General features: G+C 54.9%; 3 protein-coding genes. All 3 read right to left on the bottom strand.

Annotated elements, in window-relative coordinates:
* Positions 1-780: SNF2-related protein (locus tag QMF38_RS11880; protein WP_281759557.1), on the bottom strand; the 780-nt coding region annotated here is incomplete at its 3' end.
* Entirely contained in the window at positions 728-1057 is a 330-nt protein-coding gene (locus QMF38_RS11875) for a VRR-NUC domain-containing protein (RefSeq protein WP_281759558.1), read from the bottom strand. The genes QMF38_RS11875 and QMF38_RS11880, both read right to left, overlap by 53 nt.
* 296 nt (positions 1058-1353) lie before the next feature.
* Positions 1354-1548, bottom strand: a 195-nt coding sequence (locus QMF38_RS11870) for a hypothetical protein (protein ID WP_281759556.1), incomplete at its 5' end; no start/stop codon positions are given.

Genomic DNA, 1548 nt, shown 5'->3' with positions numbered 1-1548 from the left:
TTCCAGCTGCTCGTACAATGCTCTCGCCTTACCCTCAAGCCTGACCGGTACGATCCTGTCAACACGCGGCGGCAGTTCCAGCCAGTCTTCGGCCTTCATGCTCACCGCGATATCCGAGATGGCCTCAAAGATACGCTGCTCGGCCTCTTTCTTCTGCCGCCACTTGTAGACGATGTGGCCGTCCCGTTCGGCTGGAATAAAGTATCGATCCCGATATCCAGTGATGGTCTTGCCGAGTCGTTCACCCTGGTCCGCCAGGTACACCTGCGGCCACAGGTCAATCAGTCCGTTCGGCGCCGGCGTACCCGTCAGCTCGACGATGCGCTTGATCATGGGCCGCACACGCCGCAATGCCCGGAATCGCTTCGACTGGTGATTCTTGAAACTGCTCGACTCGTCAATGACAACCATGTCAAACGGCCATCTGGTGCCGTACTCGCTGACGAGCCACTCGGTGTTCTCGCGATTCGTAATCCAAATGTCCGCGTCAGCCTGCAACGCCCTCCGACGTTGGGCGACGCTCCCAAGTACTTTGCTAATCCGCAAATGCCGCAGATGATCCCACTTTTCGACTTCTCGCGCCCATGTGTTTTGCGCGACCCGCAACGGCGCGATCACCAATACACGGCTGACCTCGAAGTAGTCATGCAACAAAAGGTCGATAGCTGTTAGGGTGCTCACCGTTTTACCAAGGCCCATATCCAGGAACAACAAGACGGCGGGGCACTCAATGATCTTCTGCGTCGCGTACTCTTGATACCTGTGGGGTTTGTACTCCATCCCCGGTCACCTCCGCGATAAACCGGTCTATGCTCTCATCCGAATCAATCCTGTAAACTCGATGCCCAAGACCGCTCAAAATCTTCGCCCATCTCACCTGCAATGGCGCTAACGGTTTGCCCGGCGCCTTCATCTCGACGAACGCCACCCGGCCACCAGGCAGAATCACAATACGATCAGGCACACCACGGTTACCGGGCGACACCCACTTCGGCGCCCGGCCGCCGATGCACTCGACCTCCCGAACCAAACGGCGCTCCAATGTGGATTCTCTCATTTCCATCACCGACCTCTCCGGGGTGTTGCCGAATATCTATCGCGCGCGCGTATATGCGCCCAAAACGCGTTTAGCATTGGATTACCATATACTGTTACTCTATTGCTCCTATGCTAATTTACTTTTCACTACATAAAGGTGTTTTACTGCAACATTAGCAACAACGTCCTTAGAACCCGTGCCACTACTGCGTTTTTCGTGTTGCAGCAAACGAGACTTTCACTGCAACATCACCGCAACATCTGAAACAGCGAGTGTTGCCGTTGTTGCAGTCAGGTTGCAGTGATGCTGCAGTCTCACTGCAACCTATCGAAGACATTCTGGACACCATATCCGGGTACGCGCGCTTTGCTCTTTCGTTCCCTCCATCCAGGTATGCGTCGCAGGATGTCACAAATTTCACGGGCTTCCCATGGGCGCATAGAGCCTTTTTTATTCCCAAGGCACTCTACCCACACTTGTGACGCACAAACGCGATTCCGCAATTGTCC

The organism is Alicyclobacillus hesperidum subsp. aegles (genome assembly GCF_027923525.1).
GTDB classification, from domain to species: Bacteria; Bacillota; Bacilli; order Alicyclobacillales; family Alicyclobacillaceae; genus Alicyclobacillus; species Alicyclobacillus aegles.
The sequence above is the reverse complement of the archived record's forward strand: the minus strand, read 5'-3'. Positions and strand labels throughout refer to the sequence as shown.

Excerpts from the sequence above, each read along its gene's own strand:
- QMF38_RS11875 (WP_281759558.1), bottom strand. The coding sequence starts at position 1,057 with ATGAGAGAATCCACATTGGAGCGCCGTTTGGTTCGGGAGGTCGAGTGC.